Genomic DNA, 26,097 nt, shown 5'->3' with positions numbered 1-26,097 from the left:
AGGTGATCATTATGCGAAAGAAGAGTGTCCATATCGTTATGGCTTCACTCGGGGCCGTGTTTGTCTTTTTTCTATTAAATACGGTGATCAATCTAATAACCATCACGGTCCAGGACGTCTGGAACAGTGATTCATTCCTGCAGCTGTCCGATCTCGACGTCTCGATCCAGTCCCTGGTGCTGGCGTTCGATCATATTCCGTCCCAGGTGTATATCGGTATGGCCGTCCTCACCCTTGTCGTGTTCGGGATTCTGTACTACAAACTGCGGACGAACTTCAAAGACTTGGAGAAAAGCGGGGATAAGGGGACGAGCCGTTTTACGACATTGAAAGAATTGAAGGCGCAGTATAAGGCTGTTCCGGAGAAGAAGGCATCCTTTCCGGGGACCGGCGGCGCACCGATCTCGAGGTATAAGAATAACATCTTCATTGACGATTCGCCGGTCAACAACCTATGGATCGGTACGACCCGTTCCGGTAAAGGGGAGATGGGGATCTTCCCGATGATCGACATTTATTCGAGGGCGGAGGAGCAGGCATCGATGGTGCTGAACGATCCGAAGGGCGAGCTGTTCGCCGCCTCGAAGGAAACGCTTGAGAAGCGGGGCTACCATGTGGAGGTCCTGAACCTGGACAACCCGCTCCAGTCGATGTCCTACCAGCTGCTGCAGCTGGTCATAGATGCCTATGAAGATGGAGATATGGCGAAAGCCGAGCAGTATACGAAGACGATCAGCACGATGCTGTACAGCGATCCATCCGCTAAGGATAAGTTCTGGCAGGATAGTGCCGCCGCTCTATGTTCGGCACTGATCCTCGGGCTTTGCGAGAAGAACATCCCGCATCAGAAAGAGAAGGTGACGATGTACACGGTCGCCAATACCTTGAACACGCTGGCGAGCGAACAGTACATGGATGAAATCACCGGAGATACGGAAACCGGGCTCGACCGCTTTTTCGACAGCTTACCGGAACAGCATCCGGCAAGGCTGCAGTATGCGACGATCCGATTCGCGAGTGGAGCCAGCCAGACGGTCTCCGGCATTTTCTCTTACACCTTCGACAAGCTGAGCATTTTCACCCTTACACCGATTGCGAAGATGACGTCGATGAACAGTTTCGATATGAAGAAAATCGGTTTCGGGAAAACGATGACCGGATTCACGAAGCCGCTCAGCCGGGTCTATGTCCATTTTCCAGAAGGGCAGGTATCGGTACGGACAAATGAAAAGGGCCGCTTCGCTATCGATCATGACGAAAAGCTGACAGCCGGAGATCACGTGCGGATCGAAGTCGAGGACAGCGACATTTCCATGACGGTTGCCGTCGACGCCATTGATGAAAACGGGGACGTGCGTTACAGCGTTCAGGAGAAAAGCGGAGAAGCGGTCCGTATCAAACGGTTCGAGCAGTTCGAGAAGCCGACCGCTTTGTTCATGATCACCCCCGATTACGATACGTCGCTGCACGTCATTGCTTCCTTGTATGTGAAACAGCTGTACACAGAGCTTGCCAGGACGGCGAGTCATACGAAGGGCGGCAAGTGCATCAGGGAGGTCGTCTTCATTCTCGATGAGTTCGGAAATATGCCGGTCATTGACGATATGGGGTCGATGATCACCGTCTGTCTCGGCAGAAATATCAAGTTCAATCTTGTCATTCAGGCTTACGCGCAGTTGAAACAGAAGTACGAACAGGATTGGGAGACGATCGATGGCAACTGTGCCAACACGATCTACATCCTGACGACGAACAACGATACGGCCGAAGAAGTATCGAAGAAACTCGGCGAGAAAACGATCACCTCCCACAGCCGGAGCGGCAGCACATTGTCGTTTGATAAAAGCAAGACAGAAGGAACGGACGGCCGCAGTCTTCTGAATGCGACGGAATTGTTCCAGCTGAAAGAAGGCGAAACGGTCGTGATCCGCGGCATCAAACGCCAGGATAAGAAGCGGAAGACGATCAAGGCCTACCCGATCTTCAACACGGGAGAAACACGGATGAAATACCGCTATGAATACTTGGCAGATGACTTCGATACATCGGCCTCCATTCATGAACTCGATATCCGCTGCCAGCACGAAACGTTGGACTTGAAGCAGGTCACGTACCGGTTCGGTGAAGAAAAGGAACATGCCGGTGCCGGCTCTATCGGTGAGCTGCTGGGAGAGGACAACATCCTCGTTTTCATCGAGCAGACGGTAGACAGGGCGACGGATCACCACGTAGAGGAGCTTCGCGACATGCCGGCGGATGATTTTCTTGAACTGCTTGAAAGCCTTCAGGAAGAGGGGCGGATAGCCGGTCATACGTATCAGCTCATCGTCGACAAAATAGAGGATGCGAGACAAAGGGAAGGAGCGGGAGACAATGAAAGACGGTTGGTATAAGCGGGCGAAAGAGGACGATCCTCTTTCCCTTGTCGAGGTGCTTGAGAAGCATAAAGACCATTTGGAAGATCATGAACTCGTCGTCCAGCTGCAGGACGGATTATGTAAAATCCATATGGATCCGGACACGTCGAAATACCGCATTCTCGTCGATCATTACGACGAGTCGGTCAATTCGACGGTCGAACGTTTCCTATTTACGAATGGATAGGGGGAAGCAGGAATGAGTGATGAGGAAATACTCCAGAAACTGTTGGAATTCGGAGACTACCTGACGAAAGGGACGATCATTCAGGATACCTTCCGCTGGGTGCTGTGGATGTTCGTCAAGGGGCTCGCGTGGATCGTCGATGCGCTGGAAGATGTAGCGGATACGATTCTCGGCTTGAAATCCTTCTATAACAATCAGGATTTCGTCGATTTCGTCGATCAATTCCAGCCTGTGTTCGTCATCCTGCTGGCCTTCAACCTGTTATATATCGGCTACCTGCTGATTTTTCAGAAGAAGTTCAACAGGGAGGGCGTCTTCACGAACCTGATCATGGCACTGATGATCATCGTCGTGCTCGGAACAGGAATGCAGAAGGCGGACCGCTTTACGGATGACGCGATCCAGGCGATCAACTATTCCGGCGAAGGCGGGAAGATCGCCTCACAGGTCGTGAAAAGCAATATTACAGATATCGGACTGTATGATATCAACGGTTGGGATAATCCGGAGCTGGAGGAAAAGAACAACATCGATCCCGAATTCGCTACAGACATCAATATCAACTCCTACTTACAAAAGGACAGCGATATAACGGAAGAAGAGAACCTTAGTAATGACGGAGAAAAAATATTAAGCCATAAAGTCGAGACCCTCGGTGACGGATCGCGGAAAATTATCGACCTCGAGGACGGCAGCTGGATCACGGATATTACGAAGGAGTATTACTACCGCTATACGGTGGACTGGATCAATATGATCGGGACACTTCTGATTATGGCTTTTGTGCTGATCACCATTTCCGTGAAGCTTGCCAAGCTGTTCTTCGAGCTCGCCTTCAACTACGTTCTGGCGGGCATCATTGCGCCGACGGATATTCACAACGGACAGAAGATGAAGCAGGTCGTACAGAACATCCTGAACATCTTCCTCGTTACGATCATGATTTTTCTCAGTATGAAAGTGTACATGATCGGGACCGGCTGGATCGGAGAGAACTTCGACGGCATCGTCTATTTGATCGCCATGATCGGCTTTGCCGCAGCGGTGATAGAAGGGCCGAATATCGTCGAGCGGCTGTTCGGCATCGACGCCGGATTGAAGTCCGGATGGGGTGCATTGGCAGGTACATATGCGGCGGCAAGAGGAGCCCAGGGACTTGCTAAAAGTGCAGGACGGACAGGCGGCGCAATGGTCAATAAATCGGCAGGCGCTGTCGGTGGACTCGTCGGCGTCGCCGGTGGTTTAGCCGGCAAACAGCAGGGCTCGGGGGAAGCCTCTGCCGGACAAAAGGGTGGAGCTCCTAAGTCGGCACCGAGTCACGAGCAGAAAAATAATCAAACGGCCGAATCAGAAGCAGAGAGCGGCGGACGTGAAGCGGCAGCCGGTGTCGAGGAAACGACCACGGCCAACGAGCAGGCTCCCGGTTCGATCCATGATGAGATGGATAAGCAGGACGGGGAAGAATCTGCTTCGGGAGCTGCGGGTCCGCCGTCCCTTCATGATGAAATGGCGAAGAAAGGCTATACAGGTGCAGGAACGCCTCCTTCAAAACAAGGGAAGAAGGCGAACGACGCCGGAAAACCGGGGCAAGGCGGCGCAGCTGGACAAGGAGAGAAATCCGGAACCGGCTCCGGCGCTCCGACCGGCGGAGCTTCTGGAGCACAAACGTCCGGAGCACCGGCTTCGGGACCTGAGCAGGGTGTGCAGCGGATGCCGAATGCTCCTGGAGGGGCGGAGGACCGTGGCAGCACGGGAACATCCGCGGAGCACTCCACAGAGAGCGGAGCTCCTGCTGCAGGAGTCTCCGGGGGCAACCGTCCGGGAACCGCATCTTCCGGTTCTTCTTCCACAGCATCAAGATCCGGAGGGACTGAAACGGCTCCGGGCACATCAGAAAAAGGAGCATCGAGCTCTAGCGGCACCGTTTCTCCCGGATCGTCTCCACGCGGGGCGGGCTCTGCCTCCAGCGGTTCTTCCGGCAGTAGACCGGCGGCATCCGGATCGAGCGGGTCTGCACCTGTCGAGCGGGTGACGACAACGACGAAGACGACGACTGCCGGTCCGGCAGCGCCTTCTTCCGGCGCTTCACCGGCTCCGGCAAGACAGGAAAGACGGACGACGACGAGAACAACGTCAAGCGGCGGCAGTTCACGCCCTGTCTCCGGCGGCTCTTCCGGATCCGGAACGCGGGAGGTCATCCATGAACAGGAGCAGGTGGTGGAAGAGCGCCACGTCGGCCACGTGCTCCGCGATACTTTCCAGAACAACCGGACCGTCCAGCATACGCGCACGGGCTACCAAGTCGGCCGGAACACCGGCAAAGCAATGAAGCGCAACGTCAAGAAACAAGTGAAGAAATTTAAAGGATAGAAGGAAGGGAAACCATGGCGAATTACCGCATACCCAAGAACGTGACGAGTGAGCTGAAGATCAATAAGGCGTTGTACCTGACCGATCTCGGCATCCTCGTCGGACTGCTTTTGTTTACGTTTGTGATGAGCAATGTCGTTCACGCTTCCTTCACGTGGCTTTTCTATATATTCATGATCATCGTCGCGGGCCTGACGATCATCCGGCCTGCGACGAATCCGAAGAAGCGGATGTATGAAGCGATCTACCTTTCCCTGCGAAGAAGGAAGGACACATATATCGCCATTGATTATGAGGTGGACGAGAGCGATGAGAATAATGAAGTGGTAGGTGATACAGATGGCTTTATTCGATGAAAAACAAATGAAACGGCAGTCGGTGCCGGAGCAGAAGCAGCGGTCGGTTTTCGACGAAGCGAACATCCAGGAGCAGAAGGAACGGAAATCGAAGAAAATCAAAGTGAAATCCAGTTTCGCTGAGATTTCTCCTGTCATCGATATGACGGCGAACGGGTATTTTCAGCTGAACCATGAAGAAGGCTATTTCGAAATTGTCCAGCTGACATCGAAGGATATTTATTCCCTCAATCAATCGGATAAGGATAAGAACATCTATACGCTGGCTTATTTCTACCAGTGGTACTTGAACGATATCAAGATCATCCCGCTGAACTTCCCTGTCGACACGAGCACCCAGCAGCGTCATATTCTGCGCAGGCTCGAGAAGACGACGAAGCGGGAATACCGTTTTTTTCTCGAGCAGAAGCTGAAGGAGCTGCAGTTCATCGAGAAGGAACGAACGAACCGGGAATATTACCTCTTCATCTATGCCGATGATGAGTATTCCCTGCACTCGCGGATCAAGAATATCGACCGGCTTATCAGCGTGTCGCTGCCGGTCGTGAGGCTGAGTGAAGAGAAGAAGATCAACATTTTGTATAAACTGTTCAATCTGAATTCCAAGAACAAAACAGCGAGAGGGGACATGTGACGTGCTGCAAGCGATATTAAGCCGATTCAAGCCATCGGACACGGAGAAGAAAGATGACAAAGAAGTCTATGGTTACAACCCTTATCTGCTGTCTGAGATTCAGAGTCAGGGCGGCATCAAGTTCGACGAAGCCTTCATCCGTAAAGGGGACGGCTATGAAACAAGCATCCACATCTACGATTTCCAAACGATCGTTTCCGACTTCTGGCTCGAGCAGATCATGAACATGCCGAACGTCGTGGCAAGCCTGGATATCAGTACCCCGAACCGGAAGGAAGTCATGGATAATATCAACAAGAGTATGGCCGAGCAGAAAGTCCGCGGAGAGAATGCCAAGGATACCTCGGACTTGATCGAAGCATCCCAGAGCTATGAAGAGCTTCAGGACATCTACAATGAAATCCGTCAGGGAGAAGTGTTGAAGCGGATCATCCTTCGTCTGTTTGTCAGTGCGAAGACGATCGATGAGCTGGAGCGTACCGTCAAAGAAGTCATCGATACGCTCGAATCTCTCAACTTCCGGGGAAGTGTGTTTCTCAATGAGCAGGAATACGAGTGGGAAGGGCTGTTCAGCAGCTACTCGACCCAGCAGAAATATCCGAACAAACGGAAAGGGGTCGAGATTCCGTCCTTGTCGCTTGCGGGCGGCTTTCCGTTCCACTTCACCGCTCTGAACGATCCGTTCGGTACCCATTACGGAACGACGGACACCAACGGCAACGTCATTTTCGATTTGTTCCATAAAGACCAGAAGCGTAAGTTCTACAACGCCCTCATGATCGGAAAAATGGGATCAGGGAAGTCGACGCTTCTGAAGAAGGTGGCGCTTGATAATGCGGTGAAGGGGCACAAAGTCCGGATTCTTGATATTACCGGAGAGTTTGAGGATCTGACCCATGCTCTCGGTGGAAAAATCATCGCCCTCGACGGATCGAACGGGATCATCAATCCGCTGCACGTCTATAAGACAGCATCGAACGATGACGGCACGGCGAACGAGCAGCTCTCGTTCACCCAGCACCTTAGTAAAATGAGCGTCTTCTACCGCTTTTTGAACCCGGATACGACCAATGCGGAAATCAAAGAATACGAGAATCTCCTGCGCAACCTGTACGTCGAACACGGCTTATGGGTCGAAGGGGAGGAAGAGAACCGCATCACCGACCGGAAGGCAGAGGAATATCCGACGTTCAGTGACTTCCTCTACTACCTGCGGAAAGAGCTGTATGAAGACATTGATGCCCAGCGAGTCTATGAAAATATCGGCGTCGTCCGCCGCGAGCGTCTGGAACATATCGAACTGAACATATCCAACCTCGTCCAGAACTATGCGCACTTATTTGACGGACCGTCGAGCATCGATAACTTCGACCACGAGTACTTTGTATCGTTTCCGCTCCGTAATCTATCCGAGCTGAAGCCGGAAATTTTCCAGGCCCAGCTGTTCAATGTCATGAACATGCTGTGGGACGGCATGTTGAATAACGGACAGCCGCAATTCCAGGCGTTCAACAAGCACCGCCTCGAATTTGAGGATGCTATCCGTTATTTGATCCTGATCGATGAAGCCCACCACATTATCAATACGAGAAAAGGTTCGGAACACGGCGTCCAGTATTTGCAGCGCTTCATGCGGGAGGCACGGAAATATTTCGGCGGCATTTTCTTCGCCAGCCACCTGATCACCGACTTCGTACCGGAGAACGCTGATCAGAACAGCGCCGAAGAAGTGAAGAAGCTGTTTAGTCTGACGCAGTACAAATTCATCGCCGAACAGGACAGCGAATCGTTGAGCAGGCTGAAAGAGGTTTTCGTGGGGCAATTAAATGACAGTGAATTGAATCAGATTCCCTTCCTCCAGACTGGACAGGTGCTGTTGTCGATCTCGTCTGTGAAGAACATCAAGATGAACGTCGATGTGTCGAAGGAGGAGCTGGACTTATTCGGTGGAGGTGCTTGATCCATTGAGCAATCTAGCGAAGAACGCAGTCAAACTGGGAGCAGGCTTCCTCTCGCTCAAAGCGAAATTGATCATCCTGCTCGTCGTTGTCGTCGGTTTTTTCCTTTTTGTCCTCGGTGTCGGCATCTTCCAGAGCTTCATCGGCGGATCGGATAGTAACAGTGGGACGTCCGGGGAAATCATCAGCCTTCCCCCGGGTACCTTTCCACTTAATGATACGGTGGAAGGCTACCGGAGCGATGTTGAAATGTATGCCAGGGAATTCGGGATCGAGAGCCACGTCGACGTCCTGCTTGCGATGATGATGCAGGAGTCGGGCGGCGGGGGGGATGATCCGTTCCAGGCAAGTGAGAGCAAGTGCGGCTACATTGGCTGCATCACCGACCCGAAGGCATCGATCGAACAAGGCGTCAAACATTATAAGAGCGTCCTCGAGAAGGCGAACGGGGATATTAAACTGGCCCTCCAGTCGTATAACTTCGGCGGCGGGTTCATCGATTATGTGAATGACCGCGGCGGTGCTTATACCGAGGACCTCGCTGTTTCTTTTTCGCAAATGATGTATGAGAAGCTGAAGCATACAGGCCTGTACAGCTGTATCCGCGGGGATTCCGTTCCAAGCGGCGCCTGTTACGGAGATGTGATGTATGTCGATGCGGTCCTGAAGTATTACCATCCTGTGTCGAGTGACGCGATTGCGGGCATCTCCCCAAGCTTCAACGGTGATTTCGTCCGGCCGATCCAGGGCAGTGCGGAAATCACCAGTGATTACGGCTACCGGACCCACCCGGTGACAGGAGAGGAAAAATCGATGCACAACGGCATCGACTTCGCCTGTATGGGCGGCGTAACACCGATCCACTCGGTCGGAGACGGAGTGGTCGTGTACAGCCAGGGGGCGGGAACTTATGGGAATTCCGTCGTCATCCAGCATGAAGATCAGCTGTACACCCACTATGCCCATTTGTCGAGCATCGACGTATCGGAAGGTTCGCGAATTCAGGCGGGCGATAAACTCGGCGTCTGCGGAACGACAGGAAGATCGACGGGACCTCACCTGCATTTGGAAACGAAAAAAGAAATGTGGAGCGGACATATGGATCCGAAAGAGGTTCTCGGATTTTAACAGCAAGGAGAAAGCGATATGAACAGTATAAAACTATTCAAACACGTGTCGTTGATCATTCTCGTCCTTTTGCTGGCGGTCAATGCGTACTTCTTCTATGCCAATGGCAAGAAAGGAGACGAGTACGAGGCAGTCGCCAAAGCGAATCAGGAGCTTCAGGACGAGAACCGGGTGCTCGAGGATAAGGAGAAGAACATCTCCAACACCGCACGCGAGCAGCGGTTCGATGACTTGCAGAGTCAGGCGAAGCTGTTTGTGAACCTCGTCTTCGTCCAGAAGATCGAAGGCTACCAGCAGCGGAAGGACCAAGCGGTGGGCGTCATGAGTGAAGCCTTGCAGGAGCGGTACTTCCCGGCGGATGAATTCAATCAGAACAACGTGGAGTCGAAGCTTTTGAGCGAAGAGTATTACATTCAGAACATGGATGCGAATCAGAAGGAAGTCGATGTGCTGATCGAAGTCGAGCATGAAATCGACTACTTGGAAACCGGAAAGAAAGACAAGTCCAAGATGTTTCTGCGCGTTCACTTCGTCTATGAAGAGGATGCTTGGATTGCGACAGACATCGAGGATTTGTTCGCAGATACAGAAGAAGTGAAAGAGGAAGATCCGGAAGCGAACGACGTGTGACAAAAGGGGTGAAGCTATGTTCAACAAAGATAAAGTGAATCTGAGGAGGAAGTCGAACCGGATGTATATGACCATCCTCGGCGGCGTCTTTCTTGGGCTCGCGTTTTTCCTGACGTCCGGGTTTGTTTTCGAGGAGAAGGTGGAGGTGCTGTCTTCTCCTGTCAACGAAGATATCAAGGTTTCCTCCACGGAGAATGTCGTCATCAACCGGTGGATCTATGATCCGAAGACGGGGCAGATGGAGGTCATCATCGATACGGGACATCTGAAGAATGAATACGACACGATCGATTTTGAAGCCTTCCAGAGAAGCGACGGCAGCGAGGTCGATACCGAGGTCGTTTTCCAGTACGAAGACCACTACGTCGTCCGTTTGGAAGGACTGTCGCCTGATTATACTCAGGTCGCTCTCGATTTGATCGGAACGAAAGAAGTCCCCGAGGAGGAAGAGGCGGAAGAGGAGCAGTCCGGCCGCTCCATCCTGAGGACGTTGTATGCCGACTACAGGGAAGTGGAAGAAGCATCGATTGAGGAACGGGAGAGCGGCGAGTACATTTCCTACACGACCGACCTCATCATTGAAGGCATCAGAGAGAATATCCAAACCGTAGAAGAAGACATCAAGGATCTGAAGGCAGATTCCAAGGATGCAGAGGAACGGATCGCTTCCCTGCGCGAGGATAAAGTCTACCAGACCGATGAAGAGAAACTTCAGACAGACAATGACATCAATGCACTGGAAGTTAAAAAGAACGAGACAGCGAAAGAAATAGAGCGCTTGAAGATGGACTTGGAGCGATTCGACGATAAGATTCAAAAGACAGAACAGCGGGAGCGCGAGCAGCTCCTTGAGACAACCGATTGAAGAAGGGCGGCCCTGCAGGAAGCCGGGGCTGCTTTTAACAGAAAGGATGAGATAGGATGGAACGAGAAGAGAACCTGATGGGGACGATCGTATTCGAGCCGGCAGATAAAAGCCAGCAGTATTTGATGCTGCGGGATATGAATACCGATCATACACAGGAATATGCCATCGAGCCGGGTGGCATCATCGAGAACGGAGAAAAAAGGGTACACCTATCCGATCTGCTCACGAAAGAGAACGCAGCGGAATTGAGAGAAGCGCAGATGGAGGGGCGGCAGACGTCGTTCATGCTTTCCGCGAAGGAACTCGAGCATGCCAAAGGGCTTGATCTGGTCAATCCGGAGGCGAGCGCAAAAGCAGAATCGATGAAGGATTTGAAAGCCCAGTATCAGAACTTGTGGGATATGGTGAAAAAAGAAAACAGCGGCGAATTGACGGAAGAAAATCTCGTCAACCGACTGTCCGCGGAGCAGACGTACCGGACCAGCAAGCAGGAGGTCATGGAGACGTTTAATGTCCCGCAGCAGACGATTACGAAGATGGAAAGCAGTGTCAGGCAGGAGACGAAAACAAAATCTGCAGAAAATCAGCTGTAATAAAAGCCCCCTTAACTAAGGGGGCTTCCTGTTTGTGGAGAGGGCATCAGGATAGGGATCCTGATTTCTGGACGCTTTTTCTCAGCTGGATATCCATCCGGTTGCAGGCGACGGATTTCCGCATGACGTCAAGCATTTGAGCCGTGGAGATCTCGCCTGACTTTTCGAGGTGTCCGATTTCTTCTCTGCTCATGAAGAAATAGTTATCGGACGTGCAGAGGACGGCGGAATCCTTCTTCAGTTTATTGACGTCGTCTTTTTCGACGAGGACGCCGTGTTTGTTCGCTGGATATGTTTTGATCTGCGAGGTCAACGTCCGCAGGTGGACTTGATCGTCTTCCACCTTCATGACGACACAGGGACGGGCGCCTTTATTGCTCATTTCCCCTGTTTTTTTGTCATAAAAGTCGATGTCCACCCAGACGACGTCCTTCATTTGGGGTGTGTAGATATCGCTCATCGATTACTCCACATCCCACAGCTTGCGAAGTTCTTTGTCGTCCTTGTCGATGATCACTTTGCCTTTCCCGTCTGTGCGCAGGCGGTCGGCCGGCTTTTCTCCGGGTTGTTTGTCGAGAATGTCCCGCTGCTGCTCCTCGATCTTCTGAAGTCGTTCGATTTCTTTCAGCATCTCTGCTTCTGTCTGTTTGTCTGCGCTCATGGAAGCACCTCCGATGGTTTTGTTTTTTCCATTATATCACAATGGAAATGCACAGAAATCACGGATTGAATAACAAAAACATACATACTTAGAAAAGGAGGGGATACGATGAAGGGAGAGAAATCGATCCCATTTAAGAAAATAGGCCTGTGGGCGATGAGGCTTCTGCTGCTGGCCGTAGCTGCCTTTGCCGCTTATTTCCTGATCGTACATACGAAGGATATGCTGCAGCTGTTTCTGCTGCTGATCATCCTGCTTATGGCCGCCGTGGTGGCCTTTCACATCCTGGCCGTCCTGTTTTATATCTTCCTTGTCATCCTGGCGATCGTGCTTCTCTTCTCCGGGGCAGGCTGGCTGCTTCATTTATTCGGCTGATTAGGGATGGTTCCCTTTTTCCGGCTGTGAAATCTTAAAAAATCGAAGGAAGGAATAAAAATCCTCCTTCTATGAAACTTTTCCATCAAATAACGATAACGATGGATAACGTGAATGAAACAAAAGGAAGGGAATTATGGTAAAGGGTGGAGGGGAATTGAGCAGACTCCTGTGGGAATAGTGGCACAGGTGAGACCCCGGAAGAGCAGAACGATGAGGAGGCTCACCGGCCACCCCACGGAAAGCGCTCGATTCCCCGGAGCCCGCTCGCTTCCTATGAAAATACTTCTTCAGCAAGCTGAAAAAAGAGGCACTCATCAGAGTGCCTCTTTTATAATGCGTTTGTAATACAGGACCGACAATAATCCGAAGACGGAATAGAGCAGGGTGTAGACGCCCATGACGACGAACATCGGTGTCCACAGCTCCGTTCCGAAGAAGAACCAGCCGGATTGGACGGCGAAGTAGCTGTGCAGCAGACCGACGACGAGCGGGATGCCGAAATTGAACAACTGCTTCCCTTGAATTCCCCGCAGGAGATCGCCGCGGCTGAAGCCGAGCTTTCTCAGAATCGTGTAGTTCGGTTTCTCTTCATCCCCTTCGTCCATCTGCTTGAAGTATAGAACACAGCCGGATGTGACGAGGAAGGTAAGTCCAAGGAAGCCGACAATGAACATACTCAATCCCATTGTTTTTTTCTGTGACTCCGTCTGCGCATAGAGGGACAGGTTTTCGTTCTCCTTCGCAAATGTCATCGATTGGAAGATATCATCCGCCGTTTCGATGTCCGCTCTGTCTTCCACGTTCACCCCTGTGTACGTGTCGTAGGTGGTCTGGATATCGTCCAGCTGCTCCTGTTTCAGCTTTTGGAAGGTGTTCTCACTGACGACGGCCGCTGGTGCGCCGAACGTGAAGGCTCTGGAGAGGACGTTTTCTTTCGTGCTGCCGATGTAATCTGCGTCCATCTTCCCTTCTGATGTGATCAACTGCACCTTGCCCTCGTCCTTCAACTGCGACATCTGCATGTACGCATCGTTGTAGCCGGCGAACAGGACTTGATCATCCTCAAGCACCGTGTCCTCCAGAGCCGTATCAGCGACGACCGGCATATCCATTTGATTGTTCTCTATTTGCATTTCCTCTAAATTCGTACCAAAAATGTCTTTGACCATCACCCGTGCGTCTGTAACGTCGACCTTTTCTTCGCTGTAGGCGATGCCGGTCTGATCAAGCGCCTCCGTGTAGGCGTCCGCATCTTCTTCGGACACGAAACTGAAATCGTCCGGAGAAGAAATGCTTCCGACATCATAGACCGAATAGTACGAAATGTAGGTGAGCGACAGCAGACCGATAGCGAGGGCGGAGACGGTCGTGATGATCGTCAGGAGCATCGCATTCGATTTCATCCGGAACATCATCGATGATAAGGACAACACTTCATTGATGTTCAAATATCCCTGCTTATTTTTGCGAAGCAGGTTCGATACGAAGCGTACCGATCCTTTATAAAAGAAGTACGTTCCGATGATGACCGCTGCCAGAATAAAGACCATTGCCGCAAACAGCTGGTTCATGGAATTGAAATCCCCGCTGAACAGCTTCGAGGAGACGTAGTAGCCTGCGATGATCAGGGTCAGTCCGAAGATACCCATCAGAATCTCCCAGACGGATATGTTCCCGACTCTCGTCTCCGTCTTCGATTTCGTCCGGAACAGCGACAGGATACTCTGTCTGCGGATGAAAAAGTAGTTGAGCAGCATGATGAACAGATAGATTGCCATGAAGACAAGGATCGTTTGGATCAAGGCCTTCCCGGAAAAGGACAACGTGGCGACTTCCTCGATGTCTGTAATCCGGAAGAGCGCCATCATCATCAGCTTCGAGACGGCGAAACCGGCGAACGTCCCGACAATCAAGGAGCCGAAATAAACGATCAGGTTCTCCAGGCTGATGAGCCGGAAAATCCGGTTCTTCGTCATTCCGATCAGCTGGAACAATCCGATTTCCTTCCCTCGCCGCTTGATGAAGATATTGTTCGCATAGATGAGGAAGATGGCTACGATCGCAATCAAGAGAACGGAAGCGACCCGCAGCGCAGCCTCGCCCTTGATCGATCCATCCATGCTCATAGCCGGATCATACTGCAGCGTCACGAACGAGAAGTAAAGGGCGACACTGAAAATGAGAGCGAAAGAGTACAGGTAATAGTTCTTCACATTCTTTTTCAAATTGCGGATAATCAGTTGATTAATATTCATAGTGCACCCCGCTGAGGACGCCCTGGGTTTTCATGATGTCTTTCAGGAATTCCTGCCGCTGCTGGTCTCCTTTATTCAGCTGTGTGTAGATCTGTCCGTCTTTGATGAAGATGACGCGGGTACTGTAGCTTGCTGCGACTGGGTCGTGGGTGACCATAGCGATCGTCGCCTCTTTCCGCTCGTTCAAACGACCGAGCTTACTAAGGAGATCAGACGCTGATTTCGAATCGAGCGCGCCTGTCGGTTCATCGGCGAAAATGATGCTCGGATCATGGATGAACGCTCTTGCTGCGGAAGTCCGCTGCTTTTGACCGCCGGAGATTTCATTCGGGTATTTGTTTTCGATTTCTTTGATCCCGAGCTCTTCCGCTACCTCCTGGAACCGCTCATTCGCCTGCTTCTTTTTAACGTTGGCGATGGACAGCGGCAGAAGAATGTTTTCCTTCACTGTGAGCGTATCGAGCAGGTTGTAATCTTGAAAAATGAATCCGAGGTGATGCTTCCGGAACTCAGCCAGCTTTTTGTCTTTCTGGCCGGTGATGACCTGTCCGTCGATTTTGATGGTTCCGTGGCTTACCCGGTCGATGGAGGAAAGGACGTTCAGCAGTGTCGTCTTTCCGGAACCGGATGCTCCCATGATCGTGACGAATTCGCCTTTTTCGATGGTCAGGTTGATGCCTTCTAGTACGTGCTGCTTCGTGAATTTATTGCCGTAGCTTTTATGGATTTTCGTAGCTTCTAATATACTCATGGTATGACCTCCCTTGTTCTATGACTTTATTCTATTAGCTTTTTCCGATGTTTTCCTGTCATTCACCTAACAAAATCGGGGATGGAAGTGACAGTTTCGTCACATGGGCAGATGAGAGGAGCGGGAAGTCTCCTCGATCCTTCGGGCTTGATCCTTCCCACCCTAAAGGAGTTCTCCCTGCTGCGTGCAGGTAAAGAAAAGAAGCATAGGACAGGGTCACATGCTTCGGATGGTTGTGAAGGCGTCTTTCTTCGGGAAGTGGAGGGTGAAGGTGGACCCTTGTCCAACTTCGGAAGTGACGGAGATCTTCATCTTCAACGTTTTCCTGATGCGGTCGGTCAAATAGAGACCCATTCCCGTCGCGGCGCCGTTCTGGTGATCGGATGTCGACGTGAAGCCTTTATCGAAGATGCGGGGGAGGTCTTTCGCCTCTATGCCCCGGCCTTCATCACGGATCGCTATGTGCACCCGCTCGTCTTCCCGCCGGCTTGTGATGGTAATGTCACTCGATTCACTGTATTTGATGGCGTTCGTCAGCAGCTGGCGCAGGATGAAGGCGAGCCATTTCGCATCACTCAACACGTGTGTCGCTTCCAAATCGATATCGAAGCCGATTCCCTTCTGCATGCACCAGGACTTAAGGGTACGGATTTCCTGGAATAACAGCGGCTCTAACTCTATTTCTTCTATATAAAGGTCATTCTCGATGAAGGGGATCCGTTTCTGATAGAGCTGCTGGTCTAGAAGCAGGTGGATCCGCATCCATTCATACGTCAGCTGGGACTTCAGCTTGTAATCTTCGATCTTATCAAACAGGAGGTGCATCGCACTCATCGGCGTCTTCACTTCGTGGATCCAGGAGAGCAGCTGGTCCTTCTCTTCTTCCAATCGGTGCTGGTTATCGGCAAGCTCCTGTTTCAAGCGTTCCATATGGTCTGTGACGTTGTCGTCGATGATCCGTTCAAACGGACTGTCCCCTTCCGGAAAAGTCGAAAGATCCAAGTCCCGGTCCCGTTCCTGCATTTGACGGTAGAAGCGGGTTTCCTTCTGGTACCGGATGAATAAAAACAGCGCAATTAATAGGAAGGACAGAAAGTTGTAGTACAGAACGGAGGTGACCGGGATTGTCGGATCGATGGCACCAACGAGAGCTGCCAGCACCTGCAGACCGAAAAGAAAGGCGATCCAAGCAAGGCGTTCTTTCAGAAATGCCCCGATCATTGCGAAGCCTCCTTCGCCACATAGCCTTGTCCGACCTTCGTCTCAATCGCATCTCCCAAGTCGATTTCAGCGAGTTTCTTGCGCAGCCTGTTGACGTTGACGGTCAGGGTATTGTCGCTGACGAACCGTTCATCCTCCCACAAACGCTGGATCAGCTCTTCCCGGCTGACAATCTTGCTTTTTTTATCCACCAGCTGCTTCAAAATAAGGATTTCGTTCTTCGTCAAATCGATCGATCCTTTTTCATTGGACACGCGGTTGCGGTCATAGTCAATGGTGGCTCCCTGCCAAGTCTTCCACTCATTCGTTTCCGTATTGTAGTTGTAGACGCGTCGCAGAATCGCCTGGATCTTCGCAATCAGCACATCGAAGTGAAACGGCTTCTGGACGAAATCGTCGGCACCCAGGTTCATCGACATCACCATGTCCGTCGGATGGTCTCTCGAGGACAGGAAGATGATCGGTACGTTCGAGTGGGCACGGATCATCCGGCACCAATGGAAGCCGTCGAACTTCGGCAGCTGGATATCAATGAGCACAAGATCGGGATTTACATCGGTGAACCGGTTCATCACCTGTTGGAAGTCATCGATCCCATATACTTCATACGACCATTGCGACAGTCGTTCCTCCATTTCCTGGAACAACGTCCGGTCGTCTTCAATCAACAATAATTTAAACAAAAAAGACACCACGCTTTCCGTATATTGCCTTTTTCCAGTATACCATGATGCTCCATGCATCGTATTTCGATTATTCAAGCAAATTCTCTTTAAAATTGTCGGAAGTGGGCGTACAATGGATAGTATTATTTGAAAAACGGCCCCGGCCGGCGATTACATAAATAAAGGAGTCCTGACAATGGCATTGAGCATCATTCAAAGCGAAACGAAGAAGAAGAAACCGGAATCGAAAGAGATCCCTTTCGGCAGAACGTTCACAGACCATATGTTTGTGATGGATTATGAAGCGGATAAAGGCTGGCACGAGCCCCGCATCGTCCCTTATGAGCCGCTGACACTCGACCCGGCAGCGATGATTTTCCATTACGGGCAGACGGTTTTCGAAGGGATGAAGGCTTATCGTACGGATGATGACCGCGTCCTGCTTTTCCGTCCGGAGAAGAACTTCGAACGCTTGAACTTGTCCAGTGAGCGCTTGAGCATTCCGGCGATTGATGAAGACGAAGTGCTGGGTTATCTGAAGGAGCTTGTGGAGCTGGAGAAAGACTGGGTTCCATCCTTTGAAGGGACGTCGCTGTACATCCGTCCGTTTATCATTTCGACAGAAGCGAACCTCGCCGTTGCGCCGTCGAAATCCTACAAGCTGATGATCATCCTCTCTCCAGTCGGCCCGTATTTCTCCGGCGGTTTGAAGCCTGTCACGATCAACGTCGAGAATGAATTCACCCGTGCGGTCAAAGGCGGCACCGGCATGGCGAAGACAGCAGGGAACTATTCCTCCGGCTATCAGGCCCAGGCGAAGGCGGTCGAGGAAGGCAACAACGATGTGCTTTGGCTTGATGGTGTGGAGAAACGCTACATCGAAGAAGTCGGCAGCATGAACATTTTCTTCAAAGTGGACGGAGAAGTCGTCACACCTGCCTTGAGCGGCAGTATCCTGAAGGGGATCACGCGCGCATCGATCCTGGAGCTTTTGGAGAAGTGGGGCATCCCGGTCACCGAGCGCCGAATTGCGATCGAAGAGCTGTATGAATGGTACGAACAGGGGAAAGTGGAGGAAGCGTTCGGAACAGGAACGGCTGCCGTCATCTCTCCTGTCGGGGAATTGAACTGGCTCGGTAAGAAAATGGTCATCAATGATCATGAAATCGGCGAGCTGTCCCAGAAGCTGTATGACACGATCACCGGAATCCAGCGCGGCCGCAAGGAAGATACGGAAGGCTGGACGGTCACGATCGACTGAAAAGACCCTCCGGCTTCGTTTGAATAGTATGCATAGAAGAGAGCCTCCCAATGGTGTGGAAGGCTCTCTTTTTGTTGGAGGAGGGACAGGAAGGGGAAAGCTGCTCTTCCGGCGACTCCCCTGTTGCTATGTTTCCCTTTTCTTTTGGATTGGACGAGTAACTTACTCTGTAACCCCAGCCATAAAAGCACAGAAGGCAGCAAGGTAACGAATAAAGGGTAGTTCGGTCCTTGCCAGCCTAAGATGTACAAAAAAGGTAATTTAAAAATAAAAGAAGCAACACCCATGAAAGACTGCATCTCATTGTGGAAGGACTGACTATACTCAATGGTCCTATCCACCCCGCTCTGATCATTCTTAATTTTTATCCCGTACGCTGCTAAACGGATCATCACCTATTTTAATGGGTTAAAAAAGAGGAAGGCGTGCTCCTATCCAGAGAGCACGCCTTCCTTTATTCTTTATGATGCCATTCGTTCGTCTTGTCTGATCGTGCTTACTATATCCAAAACACGCTTGCTTTCTTCCTGCGTCAAAGGCAGCAGAGGCAGGCGGACGCCTCCGACCTGGACGCCGAGAGCGTTCAGGGCTGCTTTCACCGGTGATGGACTCGGTGCGGAGAAGATGGCGTGCATGACCGGGAGCAGCTTCTGGTGAAGCGTTGCTGCGAAGGCGCCGTCTCCTTCACGGTAGCTTTGGATCATCTGCTGCATTTCTTTTCCGATGACGTGGGAGGAGACGGAGACGATACCTGTCCCACCGATGGCAACGAACGGCAGCGTGTTGCCGTCTTCTCCGCTGTAGACGGAGAAGTCCTCCGGCGTTTCGCGGATGATGGTCGTCGCCGCATCGAGATCGCCGCTCGCTTCTTTAACGGAAACGATGTTGTCGATCTTAGATAAGCGGATGATCGTTTCCGGTTCCATGTTGACGACGCTTCTTCCCGGAATGTTATAAAGCATGACCGGGAGGGAAGTCGCTTCAGCGATGGTGCGGAAATGCTGATACATCCCCTCCTGAGACGGTTTGTTGTAGTAAGGGACGACGAGCATGACGGCATCCACGCCGGTCTGTTCTGCTTCCTTCGTCAGCTCAATAGATGCTCGTGTGTTGTTGGATCCTGTTCCTGCGATGACCGGAACACGTCCGTCGACGACTTCCACAGTGAAGCGGAACAGGGACAGCTTCTCCTCTTTCGTAAGCGTCGGAGATTCTCCGGTCGTTCCTGCGATGACCAACGCATCCGAACCGTTGTCGATCAAATGGTCAATCAAAGCACGTGTCGCTTCATAATCAATATTCTCATCGTTGTCGAACGGGGTTACCATTGCTGTTAATACTTGGCCGAAATTCATAACCTCACACCCTTTAGTAAGTTTTTTTAAATACAGACCGAGGCATCAGGACCATTCAGCGCAGTAAATAAACAAAAACGGCAGCAACGAGGGAATCGCTGCTGCCGTAGAAACTTTGTATCCGTTCCTGCGTAAGATAGCCCTCCATATAGTCTCCTATATGACAGTCCTGCACTTCTTCAGTATCAGAACCAGCTTCAGGAAGATGAGATTCGAGAAGCTTCGGCAATTTCCCCTTTCCGCATCGATCGTCAGAGCTCATTCTCCTCCGTATGCGTACTGATGTCATTGCACCTCTATCCTTACTCCAAATAAAATTTGAAATAAGAAAATATTTAGTTAGCTTGATCGTAACAAAAATTGTCCTCAAATACAACACGAACGATGAAAATTCCAAATCTTCGACAATGTTTTTGCACATTGGCTTATGCCGACCTGCGCATGGGAGAGGAGGAACTACATAAAGAGGTCCATCAACCCGATATAAAAGATAGATAACTATAACAAAAAAAGGGGACCTGGTTTCAACGATGAAAAGTATAAGAGGAAAGATTTTGACGGCCTTCTCTGTGGTCATTTTATTGACGGTTTTGCTCGCGAGTTTCAACTATTTCGCTACTTCAAGGACGAACGAGAATACGAAGGGGATCGTCGACCGTGAACTGCCGCTGTTGATCCTCGATGAGAAGCTCGCCTATAACTTATCACAGAAGGTAGCTGCAGCCCGTGGGTATGTACTCTTTAACGATGACGCATACAGGGAAACCTTTGAAGCGTATTCGGAAGACAGCATGAAGATGCAGAAGGATCTCCTGGACCGGACGGACTCCGATGACATCAGGAAGCTTGTCACGGACAGTATTGAATGGGAAGGGACTGTGCGGACAGAGGTGTTTGAACGGTTTGACGACGGTCGGGAAGAGGAAGCCCTGAAAGCGCTCGAAGATACGGTTACTCCGGTAAGTAATGAATTGATAACCATCTATGAAGAAGCCTCTATTCGTAGAGAAGGAGAAATCCAGGAGATGGGATCTAACGTGTTGGAAAGCGGCGCGGCTATGATGTTCTGGGGATTGATTATCTCTGCGGCAGTCATCCTGGTCGGACTCCTTTTCGCATGGATGATGGCGAATAACCTCTCCAGGCCGATCAAACGTGTGGCAGAACGGATGCGTCACCTTACGGGCGGCGACATCAGTAAAGGGGATCTGGAAGTGAAGAGCAAGGATGAGATCGGGGCGCTTGCCGGTGCGATGAATACGATGCAGGCGGCCTTGAAGGAAGTGATCGAATCGGTTTCCCTGACCTCCGACCGTGTCACGGTGCAAAGCAGGGAGCTTGATCAGGCATCGGAAGAAGTGAGGGAAGGAAGCGTGCAGATCGCCTCGACGATGCAGGAAATGTCTTCCGGAGCAGAGTCCCAGGCGGACGGTGCTTCCAGTCTGGCGGAACAGATGCGCACCTTCACAGATAAAATTGCGGTTGCGGATGCGAACGGCGGGCACGTGTCGCATTCGTCTTCTCAAGTACTCGAGCTTGCAGAAGGAGGTCGGGAGCAGATGAAGGCAGCGATCGGCCAGATGCACAGGATCGATACGATTGTGAAGGATTCGGTCGAGAAAGTGAAAGGCCTCGATAGGCAGTCTCGGGAAATTTCCAAGCTTGTCCAGGTCATTGAAGCGATTGCGTCTCAGACGAACCTGCTGTCGTTGAATGCGGCGATTGAAGCCGCCCGTGCGGGTGAGCACGGAAGAGGCTTTGCCGTCGTTGCGGATGAGGTGAGAAAACTTGCAGAGCAGGTCACTGCTTCTGTCGGTGATATTACCGATATCGTGGAAGGCATTCAGACGGAATCCGGGCAGGTCGTCCAATCCTTGGAAGAAGGATATACCGAAGTGGGCCGGGGGTCTATCGAGATGGAGGCAAGTGGAGAGACGTTCGATACGATCCATCATTCCGTTTCGGACATGGTAGCTAAAATCCAGGAGATTTCTGCCCACCTTCGCGAAATTGCCGGCGCAGGACAAGATATGAACCGTTCCATCGAAGAAATCGCTTCGATTACAGAAGAGTCGGCGGCGGGGGTCGAACAGGCAGCTGCTTCGGCCCAGCAGTCGAGCGGATCGATGGAGGAAGTGTCTCGAAGTGCCGCCGAATTGTCGGAGCTGGCAGGAGAACTGAATCGTCATGTCCGCCGTTTCAAACTATAAGAAAACACCAAAGAACAGCCGGTCCTGCGAGTATAAGCAGGACCGGCTGTTTTTTTTAGGGGAATCATTTCGACCGTTTGTACCAGCCCTTTTCTTTAAAACGAGAGATCGCTTCGATTCGGTTGGTTACTTCCAGCTTTTCCAGAATGACAGATATGTAGTTGCGGACAGTCCCTGGTGTGATGAACAGCTCTTTAGAGATATCCTTCGTATTTTTTCCATCTGCCATCAGCTGAATGACTTCCTGTTCCCGTTCGGTGAGCGGATTGGGTTCGGTGAAGGCAAGATCAACCAGCTCCGGGTCGAAGATGCGCTGGCCGTTCATGATCTTACGGATGGCCGTTGCCAGTTCCTCACTCGGACTGTCTTTGAGCAGATACCCGCTGACTCCCGCTTTTCTTGCCCGTTCGAAGTAACCGGGGCGGGCGAACGTCGTCAGGATGATGACTTTGCATGTTTCCTCTTGAATTTCTTCGGCGGCATCCAGGCCGTCTTTCACCGGCATTTCAATATCCATGATGCAGATGTCCGGCTTTTCTTCACGGACAAGGTTGACTGCTTCCTGACCGTTTCCCGCCTGACCGACGACTTCCATCCCTTCTTCTAAATCCAGCAGGGCGCCCAGCGCGCCCAGCAGCATACGCTGGTCTTCTGCAATGACGATCCGTATCATGCCGGACCCTCCTTTTTCTTGTTTTTTATCACATTCGGTACGTGAAAGAGCAGCTTGGTTCCTTCTTCGGAACGGATTTCCAGCCTTCCGTTAACGAATTCCAGCCGTTCGCGCATTCCCTGTAAGCCGTGTCCCTGGAAAGGTTCCAGCGTCTCCGGAATCCCTTTCCCATCGTCGGCAATCGTGACGAGAATTTCATTTGGTGAGGGATGGATCGTAATATGGCAGGTGGAAGCTTCGCTGTGCTTGACTACATTCGTCGCTGCTTCCTTCAGGCACATACTGAGTACGTTCTCAACAAGCAGCGGGGTGTTCTTAAGCACCGGATCTCCTTCGTAGGAAAACGTCATTTCCGCTGCCTCGATAATCTGACGGACGCGGACGAGTTCATCCTCAAGCTTCGTCCCTCTCATATTCGATACCATTTCCCTTACTTCCTTCAACGCATTGCGTGAGGTCATCCGGATATCATCGATTTCCTGCTTGGCTCGATTCGGCTGCATGTCCATCAGCTTCCGGGCGAGGTCACTTTTCAAGCCGATCATCGACAGCTTCTGTCCGAGGGTATCATGAAGGTCCCGCGCAATCCGCTCTCTTTCTTCTATGACCATCAGCTGGGAAATCCGTTCATTGGCATCCTGCAGTTCGCCTTCCAGCTTCTGCTGCTGGTTCCGGTAGCGGACAGTGAAGGGGAGCAGGATCACACCGATGACGGTGATGATAATGAACGGCAGGTTCGGAAATACCGAATCAAGCTGATGGATGAAAGTGACGGTGATGGCGATCAACGTCGTTGCCAGGTGGACAATATAGAGAGAAAGAAACCCACCCAGGCTCTTAATGTTCCCGATGAAGAAAGCGAGGAACAGGGCGAAATAGATGTATCCGAACGAAATGGTCATCAAAAGACTGATCACCATTTCGATACTCACCCACAGATATACGAATCCGCTCTTGGAGATGAAGGACAGACGATACGCAAGGAAGAAGAGCAGCGTCATTAAAATGCCGAACATCATTTCATACATCGAAGAGGAGCGGAAAATGAAGAAGAACGGCAGGACGCAGAAGATAATCCAGACATAAATGCTGAGTCCTGTGTTCTTCGGAATGATATGGTACCAGTTCTGCATGGCGGCGGCCTCCTTGTTTCTCTCACTTAAGCATAAAGGAAAATAAAGAAAAAACCCATTCAAAGGAATGGGTTTTGGTGGAATTACTGGTCTTCCTGGAACCTTGGACGGCTTTGGACACGTCGCTGCTTTTTCTCCAGTAACGGTTTCACTTCTTTGAAGGAAATGAATGTCTTGTTTTCCGTGTCATACAGGCGGAAGCGGATCGATTCAAGGCTCGTCTTCAGCGTGATGGTCGTTGCGTGCTGAAGGGGAGGCGTCTCTTCGTGTGCCTTCTCCAGGGCGTAGTTCGGTACCCGCGGGCTCAAGTGGTGGACGTGGTGGAAACCGATGTTTCCGGACACCCATTGAAGCAACTTCGGAAGCTTATAATAAGAGCTTCCATCGACCGCTGCTTTAACGAAGTCCCACTCCGATTCATCTTCAAAATAGGAATCCTCGAACTGGTGCTGGACGTAAAACAACCAGATTCCGAGAACACCGGATACGTAAAGGATCGGCAGCTGGATGATCAGGAATGCCTGCCAGCCGATCGCCCAGATAAGAAGGGAGTAGATGGCGACGACCGCCACGTTGGTAATGTACGTATTCCAACGTTCTCTGCGCTTTGCACCTTTGCGGTTGAAGCGGTTGGAGATAAGGAACAAGTAAATCGGTCCGAGTCCGAACATGACGATCGGGTTGCGGTACAGACGGTAAGCGAGACGCTCTTTGAAACTCGCGTTCACATACTCATCGACCGTCATCACCCAGATGTCACCGGTACCACGTTTATCAAGATTACCGCTCGTCGCATGGTGGATCGAGTGGCTCCGTTTCCATTTTTCGAAAGGGAAGAGCGTCAAAATACCCGAGATCGTTCCAATGACACGGTTGGCCTTCTGACTTTTCAGGAAGGATTGGTGCGTGCAGTCATGGAAAATGATGAAGACCCGGATCACGAAACCTCCGGCGATCATGGCGATTGGAATGGCGAGCCATACAGATAAAGCCATGCTGGCGTAAGCCAAATACCACAGCAGGATAAATGGAATCAGTGTATTGATCAGCTGGCGGACGCCGGCGGCTGTATCCGGTTTCGCATATGCGGAAACACTTTTCTTCAACTCTCTTTGTTTGGCGCTGTTCATAGGTTTTTCTCCTCTTTGATTGGTCGTTATCCCCATCATAAGAGATAAGAGGACCGACGATAAGACACAAACGTCAGGACTTACCCATGACACTTATCATGGGTCGGTAAGAGAAAGCGGATATTCCCATTATATGGGTGGTGAAAACACCTTTCGACACTTTTGTGCTGAAACAATAAAAAGGCGGGGGTATCTTTGTGTTTCGACCACGTTGTCAAATGTAAGCGTTATTCGTTACAATTTTCTTAACAATTAAACATTTCCGAGTTACACCGGATAAAGCTTGTATGGATCGATAGAGAATGATGAAAGGGTGTGGGGATCTTGGAAGCCATCAGTAAGAATTTCTTCTTATACCTTTCCAACAATAAGATGTTAGATCGGATGGCCAAGCGCTTCGGCACAAGATTCGGAGCGGACAAGATAGTCGGGGGAGAAACATTCCCTCAGGCAATACCGCTGATCAAGCAATTGAATGAGGAGGGACTCGTGGTAACCGTCGATCACCTTGGTGAATTCGTCGACTGTGAGTCTGAATCGAGGGACCGGGCCGGAGAATGCATCCGCAGTATTCAGCAGATCGCTGCCCATCAACTTCAATCGGAAGTGTCCTTGAAGCTGACCTCCCTCGGGCTTGATATCAGCCATGAGCTTGTGATGGAGAATATGGAACTGATCCTGAAGGAAGCGGAGAAGCACGGTATCACCGTGACGATTGATATGGAGGATTCCTCCAGGTGCGGAGCGACGCTGGACATATACAAAGCGCTGAAGAAAGACTACCCGAACCTCGGAACTGTCGTTCAATCCTATCTGTACCGCTCCGATCAGGACTTGGATGATCTCAATGAATACGATCCATACCTGCGCCTCGTCAAAGGGGCTTACAAGGAATCCGGCAAAGTAGCTTTCCCGGAGAAGAAGCTCGTCGATGATAACCTCAAGCATTTGATCAGAAAGAACTTGTTAAACGGCAACTATACGGCCATTGCAAGCCATGACGATGCGATTGTCGCTTATACGAAGCAGCTCGTGAAGGAGCATGACATTCCGAACGACCGTTTCGAATTCCAAATGCTTTACGGCATGCGGACACAAATGCAGGCAGACCTTCTGAAAGAGGGATATAAAGTCCGTGTGTATATGCCGTACGGGGAAGATTGGTACGGCTACTTCATGAGACGCCTGGCGGAGAGACCGGCTAACATCGCCTTCGCCATGAAAGGGATTTTCAGCAAATAAACTATTTATTATACAGAGAGG

The 26,097-nt window shown here is 51.1% G+C and carries 24 protein-coding genes and 1 riboswitch; of the genes, 14 read left to right on the top strand and 10 right to left on the bottom strand.

Going from position 1 to position 26,097, the window contains the following annotated elements:
- Window positions 1-11 precede the first annotated feature (11 nt).
- From AXG56_RS13965 to AXG56_RS13920, 10 genes are read left to right on the top strand one after another with little or no spacing between them, the layout of a single operon-like run.
- The gene (locus tag AXG56_RS13965) at window positions 12-2,393 is read left to right on the top strand and encodes a VirD4-like conjugal transfer protein, CD1115 family (RefSeq protein WP_062515065.1); all 2,382 of its coding nucleotides are present in this window, start codon (window positions 12-14) and stop codon (window positions 2,391-2,393) included.
- A complete protein-coding gene (locus AXG56_RS13960; protein WP_062515063.1) occupies window positions 2,374-2,604 on the top strand; it encodes a hypothetical protein in 231 nt (76 codons plus the stop codon). The genes AXG56_RS13965 and AXG56_RS13960 overlap by 20 nt, the downstream gene beginning before the upstream one ends.
- A gap of 12 nt (window positions 2,605-2,616) precedes the next feature.
- On the top strand, window positions 2,617-4,974 hold the full coding sequence (locus AXG56_RS13955; RefSeq protein ID WP_062515061.1) for a pLS20_p028 family conjugation system transmembrane protein: 2,358 nt from the start codon (window positions 2,617-2,619) through the stop codon (window positions 4,972-4,974).
- A 14-nt stretch (window positions 4,975-4,988) separates the two neighbouring features.
- A complete protein-coding gene (locus AXG56_RS13950; protein WP_008634529.1) occupies window positions 4,989-5,330 on the top strand; it encodes a DUF5592 family protein in 342 nt (113 codons plus the stop codon).
- Complete coding sequence (locus AXG56_RS13945) at window positions 5,314-5,964, top strand: hypothetical protein (protein WP_008634526.1); 651 nt, start codon at window positions 5,314-5,316, stop codon at window positions 5,962-5,964. Before AXG56_RS13950 ends, AXG56_RS13945 begins: the two co-directional genes overlap by 17 nt.
- Window positions 5,965-5,968: 4 nt before the next feature.
- Complete coding sequence (locus AXG56_RS13940) at window positions 5,969-7,924, top strand: VirB4 family type IV secretion system protein (RefSeq protein ID WP_369815274.1); 1,956 nt, start codon at window positions 5,969-5,971, stop codon at window positions 7,922-7,924.
- Window positions 7,925-7,928: 4 nt separating this feature from the next.
- Entirely contained in the window at window positions 7,929-9,050 is a 1,122-nt protein-coding gene (locus AXG56_RS13935; RefSeq protein WP_235601506.1) for a lysozyme family protein, read from the top strand.
- 18 nt (window positions 9,051-9,068) lie between these two features.
- On the top strand, window positions 9,069-9,680 hold the full coding sequence (locus AXG56_RS13930; RefSeq protein ID WP_062515058.1) for a hypothetical protein: 612 nt from the start codon (window positions 9,069-9,071) through the stop codon (window positions 9,678-9,680).
- Between the two features lie 16 nt (window positions 9,681-9,696).
- Entirely contained in the window at window positions 9,697-10,545 is an 849-nt protein-coding gene (locus AXG56_RS13925; protein ID WP_039871636.1) for a hypothetical protein, read from the top strand.
- A 56-nt stretch (window positions 10,546-10,601) separates the two neighbouring features.
- Entirely contained in the window at window positions 10,602-11,141 is a 540-nt protein-coding gene (locus tag AXG56_RS13920) for a hypothetical protein (RefSeq protein ID WP_008638978.1), read from the top strand.
- Between the two features lie 46 nt (window positions 11,142-11,187).
- On the opposite strand, the gene AXG56_RS13915 is transcribed toward AXG56_RS13920, so the two are convergent.
- Together AXG56_RS13915 and AXG56_RS13910 are read right to left on the bottom strand one after the other, a co-directional pair.
- Window positions 11,188-11,601, bottom strand: a complete 414-nt coding sequence (locus tag AXG56_RS13915; RefSeq protein WP_062515056.1) for a type II toxin-antitoxin system PemK/MazF family toxin — start codon at window positions 11,599-11,601, stop codon at window positions 11,188-11,190.
- Between the two features lie 3 nt (window positions 11,602-11,604).
- Window positions 11,605-11,802, bottom strand: a complete 198-nt coding sequence (locus tag AXG56_RS13910; RefSeq protein WP_008638973.1) for a hypothetical protein — start codon at window positions 11,800-11,802, stop codon at window positions 11,605-11,607.
- Window positions 11,803-11,910: 108 nt separating this feature from the next.
- Between AXG56_RS13910 and AXG56_RS13905 the strand changes: the two genes are divergently transcribed.
- Window positions 11,911-12,177 carry a hypothetical protein gene (locus tag AXG56_RS13905; RefSeq protein ID WP_062515053.1) on the top strand — a complete coding sequence of 89 codons (267 nt, stop codon included), beginning with the start codon at window positions 11,911-11,913 and terminating at the stop codon, window positions 12,175-12,177.
- A 317-nt stretch (window positions 12,178-12,494) separates the two neighbouring features.
- On the opposite strand, the gene AXG56_RS13900 is transcribed toward AXG56_RS13905, so the two are convergent.
- The 4 genes from AXG56_RS13900 to AXG56_RS13885 form a co-directional block, all read right to left on the bottom strand.
- Window positions 12,495-14,435, bottom strand: a complete 1,941-nt coding sequence (locus AXG56_RS13900) for an ABC transporter permease (protein ID WP_062515051.1) — start codon at window positions 14,433-14,435, stop codon at window positions 12,495-12,497.
- Window positions 14,425-15,186, bottom strand: a complete 762-nt coding sequence (locus AXG56_RS13895) for an ABC transporter ATP-binding protein (protein ID WP_026577709.1) — start codon at window positions 15,184-15,186, stop codon at window positions 14,425-14,427. Before AXG56_RS13895 ends, AXG56_RS13900 begins: the two co-directional genes overlap by 11 nt.
- A gap of 216 nt (window positions 15,187-15,402) precedes the next feature.
- Window positions 15,403-16,407 (bottom strand): HAMP domain-containing sensor histidine kinase, encoded by a 1,005-nt coding sequence (locus AXG56_RS13890; RefSeq protein ID WP_062515048.1) that lies wholly within the window; start codon window positions 16,405-16,407, stop codon window positions 15,403-15,405.
- Entirely contained in the window at window positions 16,404-17,090 is a 687-nt protein-coding gene (locus AXG56_RS13885; RefSeq protein WP_026577711.1) for a response regulator transcription factor, read from the bottom strand. The genes AXG56_RS13890 and AXG56_RS13885 overlap by 4 nt, the downstream gene beginning before the upstream one ends.
- 178 nt (window positions 17,091-17,268) lie before the next feature.
- Here AXG56_RS13885 and AXG56_RS13880 point away from each other — a divergent pair, with 178 nt between their 5' ends.
- Window positions 17,269-18,333 carry a branched-chain amino acid aminotransferase gene (locus AXG56_RS13880; protein ID WP_026577712.1) on the top strand — a complete coding sequence of 355 codons (1,065 nt, stop codon included), beginning with the start codon at window positions 17,269-17,271 and terminating at the stop codon, window positions 18,331-18,333.
- 461 nt (window positions 18,334-18,794) lie between these two features.
- Here the strand turns inward: AXG56_RS13880 and dapA are convergent, their stop codons facing one another.
- Window positions 18,795-19,688, bottom strand: coding sequence for a 4-hydroxy-tetrahydrodipicolinate synthase (gene dapA / locus AXG56_RS13875; protein WP_062515046.1), 894 nt, complete (start codon window positions 19,686-19,688; stop codon window positions 18,795-18,797).
- A 129-nt stretch (window positions 19,689-19,817) separates the two neighbouring features.
- A riboswitch (Lysine riboswitch) is annotated at window positions 19,818-19,995 on the bottom strand.
- Window positions 19,996-20,218: 223 nt separating this feature from the next.
- Between dapA and AXG56_RS13865 the strand changes: the two genes are divergently transcribed.
- The gene (locus AXG56_RS13865; protein ID WP_062515044.1) at window positions 20,219-21,898 is read left to right on the top strand and encodes a methyl-accepting chemotaxis protein; all 1,680 of its coding nucleotides are present in this window, start codon (window positions 20,219-20,221) and stop codon (window positions 21,896-21,898) included.
- 64 nt (window positions 21,899-21,962) lie between these two features.
- Here the strand turns inward: AXG56_RS13865 and AXG56_RS13860 are convergent, their stop codons facing one another.
- The 3 genes from AXG56_RS13860 to AXG56_RS13850 form a co-directional block, all read right to left on the bottom strand.
- Window positions 21,963-22,571, bottom strand: a complete 609-nt coding sequence (locus tag AXG56_RS13860; RefSeq protein WP_062515042.1) for a response regulator transcription factor — start codon at window positions 22,569-22,571, stop codon at window positions 21,963-21,965.
- Window positions 22,568-23,704: a sensor histidine kinase gene (locus AXG56_RS13855; protein ID WP_008633791.1), complete on the bottom strand. Its 1,137-nt coding sequence runs from the start codon at window positions 23,702-23,704 to the stop codon at window positions 22,568-22,570. Before AXG56_RS13855 ends, AXG56_RS13860 begins: the two co-directional genes overlap by 4 nt.
- Window positions 23,705-23,787: 83 nt before the next feature.
- On the bottom strand, window positions 23,788-24,834 hold the full coding sequence (locus tag AXG56_RS13850; protein WP_008633792.1) for a fatty acid desaturase: 1,047 nt from the start codon (window positions 24,832-24,834) through the stop codon (window positions 23,788-23,790).
- A gap of 324 nt (window positions 24,835-25,158) precedes the next feature.
- Between AXG56_RS13850 and AXG56_RS13845 the strand changes: the two genes are divergently transcribed.
- Window positions 25,159-26,076 (top strand): proline dehydrogenase family protein, encoded by a 918-nt coding sequence (locus tag AXG56_RS13845; RefSeq protein WP_008633793.1) that lies wholly within the window; start codon window positions 25,159-25,161, stop codon window positions 26,074-26,076.
- Window positions 26,077-26,097 lie beyond the last annotated feature (21 nt).

This window comes from Halobacillus sp. KGW1 (assembly GCF_001592845.1).
Lineage (GTDB): Bacteria > Bacillota > Bacilli > Bacillales > Halobacillaceae > Halobacillus.
Note: the sequence above shows the minus strand (reverse complement) of the source record. Positions and strands in the feature narration are given on the sequence as shown.

Coding starts and splice junctions, on each gene's coding strand:
- AXG56_RS13950 (WP_008634529.1), top strand. CDS start 4,989: ATGGCGAATTACCGCATACCCAAGAACGTGACGAGTGAGCTGAAGATC.
- dapA (WP_062515046.1), bottom strand. CDS start 19,688: ATGAATTTCGGCCAAGTATTAACAGCAATGGTAACCCCGTTCGACAAC.
- AXG56_RS13900 (WP_062515051.1), bottom strand. CDS start 14,435: ATGAATATTAATCAACTGATTATCCGCAATTTGAAAAAGAATGTGAAG.
- AXG56_RS13905 (WP_062515053.1), top strand. CDS start 11,911: ATGAAGGGAGAGAAATCGATCCCATTTAAGAAAATAGGCCTGTGGGCG.
- AXG56_RS13930 (WP_062515058.1), top strand. CDS start 9,069: ATGAACAGTATAAAACTATTCAAACACGTGTCGTTGATCATTCTCGTC.
- AXG56_RS13860 (WP_062515042.1), bottom strand. CDS start 22,571: ATGATACGGATCGTCATTGCAGAAGACCAGCGTATGCTGCTGGGCGCG.
- AXG56_RS13920 (WP_008638978.1), top strand. CDS start 10,602: ATGGAACGAGAAGAGAACCTGATGGGGACGATCGTATTCGAGCCGGCA.
- AXG56_RS13955 (WP_062515061.1), top strand. CDS start 2,617: ATGAGTGATGAGGAAATACTCCAGAAACTGTTGGAATTCGGAGACTAC.
- AXG56_RS13850 (WP_008633792.1), bottom strand. CDS start 24,834: ATGAACAGCGCCAAACAAAGAGAGTTGAAGAAAAGTGTTTCCGCATAT.
- AXG56_RS13965 (WP_062515065.1), top strand. CDS start 12: ATGCGAAAGAAGAGTGTCCATATCGTTATGGCTTCACTCGGGGCCGTG.
- AXG56_RS13945 (WP_008634526.1), top strand. CDS start 5,314: ATGGCTTTATTCGATGAAAAACAAATGAAACGGCAGTCGGTGCCGGAG.
- AXG56_RS13910 (WP_008638973.1), bottom strand. CDS start 11,802: ATGAGCGCAGACAAACAGACAGAAGCAGAGATGCTGAAAGAAATCGAA.
- AXG56_RS13855 (WP_008633791.1), bottom strand. CDS start 23,704: ATGCAGAACTGGTACCATATCATTCCGAAGAACACAGGACTCAGCATT.
- AXG56_RS13895 (WP_026577709.1), bottom strand. CDS start 15,186: ATGAGTATATTAGAAGCTACGAAAATCCATAAAAGCTACGGCAATAAA.
- AXG56_RS13865 (WP_062515044.1), top strand. CDS start 20,219: ATGAAAAGTATAAGAGGAAAGATTTTGACGGCCTTCTCTGTGGTCATT.
- AXG56_RS13960 (WP_062515063.1), top strand. CDS start 2,374: ATGAAAGACGGTTGGTATAAGCGGGCGAAAGAGGACGATCCTCTTTCC.
- AXG56_RS13880 (WP_026577712.1), top strand. CDS start 17,269: ATGGCATTGAGCATCATTCAAAGCGAAACGAAGAAGAAGAAACCGGAA.
- AXG56_RS13925 (WP_039871636.1), top strand. CDS start 9,697: ATGTTCAACAAAGATAAAGTGAATCTGAGGAGGAAGTCGAACCGGATG.
- AXG56_RS13890 (WP_062515048.1), bottom strand. CDS start 16,407: ATGATCGGGGCATTTCTGAAAGAACGCCTTGCTTGGATCGCCTTTCTT.
- AXG56_RS13915 (WP_062515056.1), bottom strand. CDS start 11,601: ATGAGCGATATCTACACACCCCAAATGAAGGACGTCGTCTGGGTGGAC.